This window comes from Achromobacter sp. 1012554356 (assembly GCF_059760815.1).
Window position 1 is genome coordinate 1 of record NZ_JCBANC010000114.1, and the last position, 3,695, is coordinate 3,695.

A 3,695-nucleotide genomic window follows, 5' to 3' on the forward strand; every position below is an offset into this window, starting at 1 on the left:
CCCCCCGCCAACGTGGGCAGCAAGAAGCTCAGCAATGCGCGCCTGCGCGCGAGCGGCCTGACGCTGCAATGGCCCGATTCGCGGCAGGGCTACGCCGCGTTGCTGGCCGAAGGCGGCACGGCGCAGGCATAGTTCGGCGAACGTCGAATCGTTGCCTGCGGCGCTGGCGGATACTGGCGGCCAGATCCCTCCACGGACATCACCCGCCCCCAATGCCGCCCGCCCATCCCCTGGACGCCGTCACGCATCCCGACCCGTATTCCTACTACGCCACGCTGGCGCGCAGCCGCCCGCTGTATCGCGACGCGGCGCTGGACATGTGGGTCGCCGCCCACCCCGAGACCATTGCTGCCGTCATGCGCCATCCCGCCGCCCGCGTGCGGCCGGCAGGCGAGCCCGTGCCACGCGGCCTGTGGCCGGGTCAGGCGGGAGAATTGTTTGGCCGGTTTGTGCGGATGAACGACAGCGCGGCGCACGCGCGCCTAAAGGCGTTGCTCGTCGCGTTCATCCAGGAACAGGAACAGGAACAGGAACAGCGGCTGGACCCAGCCCGGCCGCTCCCCCCTGCCCCGCGTGACGCCGCGGGCATTGATCGCTACCTGTACGACGCACCCGTTCACGCGCAGGCCTCCTTCCTCGGGCTGGACCATACGCTGCATGCGGACTGCGCCGCGGAGATCAACCGCTTCCTGTTTGCGCTGCCCGCCAACGCAGACGCGGAACGGATCGCGGCCGGTCATGCCGCTGCCGCGCGCCTGATGGCGCGGCTACAGGCGAATCTGACCGGCCCCTGTTCCAAGCCAGCGCTACGCCGGCTGAACGAAGACGCGGCAGCAGACGGCATCACACCCGACCTCGTGACCGCCAACCTGGCTGGCTTGCTATTCCAATCCTGCGAAGCCGGCGCAGCGCTGCTCGGCAACGCGCTCGTCATGGCCGGTCGGCGCGGCGTATCCGAGCCGCTGACGCGAGACGTCGCCCTGGCGCTGATCGACGACGTCGTGCGCCACGATCCGCCCTTGCACAACACCCGCCGCTTCATGACCGAATCCGCCGACATTGGCGGTCAGCGCATCGCCGCCGGCCAGACCGTGCTGCTCGTCCTTGCGGCAGCATCTCAGATAGAACCGGACGCGGGCTGGACCTTTGGCGCACAGCGCCATGCCTGCCCGGGCACGGCCCTGGCGCGACGCCATGCGGCCGACGCCCTGCTCCATCTGCTACGCGCCGGGACGGACCCGGCCGCGCTTGCCAAGCGATTCCGCTATCGCCCGCTCCCCAACGCGCGCGTGCCCCAGTTTGATTTTCAAGAGGACAGCAACTCATGATTGCCGTGATATTCGAAGTCGAGCCCGCCCATGGCGACCCCGCCCCCTATCTGGAGATTGCCGCCGGCCTGATCGACGAGCTGCACACGATCGACGGATTCATCTCCGTCGAACGCTTTCAAAGCCTGTCCCCGCCAGGCAAGCTGCTGTCGCTGTCATTCTGGCGCGACGAGGCAGCGGTGCTGCGCTGGCGCTCGCTGGAATCGCACCGCCGCGCGCAGGAGGCCGGGCGCGGCGGCGTCTTTCAGAACTACCGTCTGCGCGTCGCGCAGGTGCTGCGCGACTATGGCATGCAGGAACGCGACGAGGCGCCCGCGGACAGCCGCAAGCGCCACGGCTGAACCGTCCCGCGATGGGGCGATCGGTTTCGGACTGGCGGCTTAACGCAGCAGCCGCCCCACCGCCTCGACCACGCGCCGCACATCGTCGGCCGACACGTTCAGATGCGTGACAAGGCGCGTCGGACCGCCATAGACGGCGCGCATCAGGATGTCTTCCTTGGCCAACGCCGCCGTCAGCGCATCGCAGCGTGACGGCTCGAACTCCACGAACACCATGTTGGTGTCCTGGCTCAGCACCTTGACGCCGGCGATGGCGCGCAGGCCTTCGGCCAGGAGGCGCGCATTCTCGTGGTCCTGCGCAAGCCGTTCCACGTTGTGCTCCAACGCATGCAGGCACGCCGCCGCCAGCACGCCGGACTGGCGCAGCCCGCCGCCCAGCATCTTGCGCCAGCGGTGCGCGCTGGCGATCAGCGCTTCGCTGCCGACCAGCACCGATCCCACCGGCGCGCCCAGTCCCTTCGAAAAGCAGATGGACACCGTGTCGAACGGCTGACAAAGATCCGCCACGGGCTTGCCGCTGGCGACGGCCGCATTGAACACGCGGGCGCCATCCAGGTGCGTGGCAAGGCCCTGCTCGCGCGCCCACGATGTGGCGGCCTGGATGTACGCGGCCGGTATCAGCTTGCCGTGGAAGGTGTTTTCAAGCGCCAGCAGGCGCGTGCGCGCAAAGTGCGGATCGCCCTTGGGCTTGACCGCCGCGGCCAGCTTGTCCAGCGGCAGCGAGCCATCGGGCGCATGCTCGATGGGCTGGGGCTGGATGCTGCCCAGCACCGCCGCGCCGCCGCCCTCGTACTTGTAGGTGTGCGCAAGCTGGCCAACGAGGTACTCGTCGCCGCGGCCGCAATGCGCCATGAGCGCCGCGAGGTTGCTTTGCGTGCCCGACGGAAAGAACAGGCCGGCGGCCTTGCCGGTGCGCTCGGCCAAGGTCTTTTGCAGGCGGATCACGGTGGGATCATCGCCCATCACGTCATCGCCCAGCGGGGCATTGGCCATCGCCTGCAACATGGCGGCGCCGGGGCGGGTGACGGTATCGCTACGCAGATCAATCATGAAGGTTTCCAGGGGATCGGAGAGAACAGGATTTCAAAAGGTCAATCGGCGCGCGTCGCAGGCGCGGCGCGGCTCACCACAAAGATGCCGGCCAGGATCAGCGCCATGCCGCCAAGCTCGACGGGCGTGGGGCGCTCGGACAGGATGGCCCACGCGAGCAGCATGGCCACCACGGGCACGCCCAGACTGGACAGGCCCGCGATCGACGCGGGCACCCGGCGCACCACCTGCAGCCACAGCAGCCAGCCCGCTGCGGTGGCGATCAGCACAATGTAGGTCATGCCAGTCCAGAGCGGCCAGCCCCATTGGGCGGTCATCTGCGGCACCAGATAGGCGACGGGCACCATGACCAGGCCGCCGAACAGCATCTGCCACGCGGTGAACGTCATCACATCCGGCGCATGGCGGTCGAACATGCGCTTGGACAGCACCGTGCCCACGCCCCAGCACAGCCCGCTGCCCAGACCCAGCAGCACGGTGCGGATGTCGCCCAGTCCGTTCCAGGGCTCGACGAAACAGATCAGGCCCACGGCAGCCAGCGCGATGCCGGCCGCGTGCCGGGCCGTGGGACGCTCGCCCAGCAACCACCATGCAAACAGCACCACCCAAAACGGCATCGTGTAGGCCATGAGCGACACCTTGCCCACGCCCCCATCCACCAGCGCGGTCTGCACAAAGCCCTGAAAGCCTGCCGTCTGGGTCAGGCCGATCAAGAGGGTCAGTTTCCAGGGCGGCATCGCCAGCGGCCGGCGCGTGGCGATCGCGAGCGCGAAGAGGACCAGGCTGCCCACCACATAGCGCAGGGCCACGAAGTCGAACGGCCCGATGTAAGGCACGATCAGCTTCATCGCGATCCAGCTTCCCGCCCAGACCAGGATGGTGCTGAACATCAGGGCAAGCCCTGCGCGATCGAAACTGCTGCTCACGGGTGTGGCTCCATGCAAGGAAATCTGGCAATCCAGGAATGACGACGCCC

The 3,695-nt window shown here is 68.3% G+C and carries 4 protein-coding genes and 1 pseudogene; 3 read left to right on the top strand and 2 right to left on the bottom strand.

Annotated features, from left to right (window positions below; genetic code table 11):
- From AC6LJW_RS29335 to AC6LJW_RS29345, 3 genes and pseudogenes are all read left to right on the top strand, one after another.
- A pseudogene (locus tag AC6LJW_RS29335) lies at positions 1-132 on the top strand (SDR family NAD(P)-dependent oxidoreductase); the annotation flags it as partial.
- 80 nt (positions 133-212) lie between these two features.
- Positions 213-1,328: a cytochrome P450 family protein gene (locus AC6LJW_RS29340; protein WP_498088961.1), complete on the top strand. Its 1,116-nt coding sequence runs from the start codon at positions 213-215 to the stop codon at positions 1,326-1,328.
- Positions 1,325-1,669, top strand: a complete 345-nt coding sequence (locus AC6LJW_RS29345) for an antibiotic biosynthesis monooxygenase family protein (RefSeq protein ID WP_498088962.1) — start codon at positions 1,325-1,327, stop codon at positions 1,667-1,669. The genes AC6LJW_RS29340 and AC6LJW_RS29345 overlap by 4 nt, the downstream gene beginning before the upstream one ends.
- A gap of 39 nt (positions 1,670-1,708) precedes the next feature.
- On the opposite strand, the gene ltaE is transcribed toward AC6LJW_RS29345, so the two are convergent.
- Together ltaE and AC6LJW_RS29355 are read right to left on the bottom strand one after the other, a co-directional pair.
- Complete coding sequence (ltaE, locus tag AC6LJW_RS29350) at positions 1,709-2,719, bottom strand: low-specificity L-threonine aldolase (protein WP_498088963.1); 1,011 nt, start codon at positions 2,717-2,719, stop codon at positions 1,709-1,711.
- Positions 2,720-2,760: 41 nt separating this feature from the next.
- Positions 2,761-3,645: a DMT family transporter gene (locus AC6LJW_RS29355; RefSeq protein ID WP_498088964.1), complete on the bottom strand. Its 885-nt coding sequence runs from the start codon at positions 3,643-3,645 to the stop codon at positions 2,761-2,763.
- Positions 3,646-3,695: the final 50 nt, after the last annotated feature.

What these genes read in the sequence shown, in the direction of transcription:
- AC6LJW_RS29345 (WP_498088962.1), top strand. Translation starts at nt 1,325, where the DNA reads ATGATTGCCGTGATATTCGAAGTCGAGCCCGCCCATGGCGACCCCGCC.
- AC6LJW_RS29340 (WP_498088961.1), top strand. Translation starts at nt 213, where the DNA reads ATGCCGCCCGCCCATCCCCTGGACGCCGTCACGCATCCCGACCCGTAT.
- ltaE (WP_498088963.1), bottom strand. Translation starts at nt 2,719, where the DNA reads ATGATTGATCTGCGTAGCGATACCGTCACCCGCCCCGGCGCCGCCATG.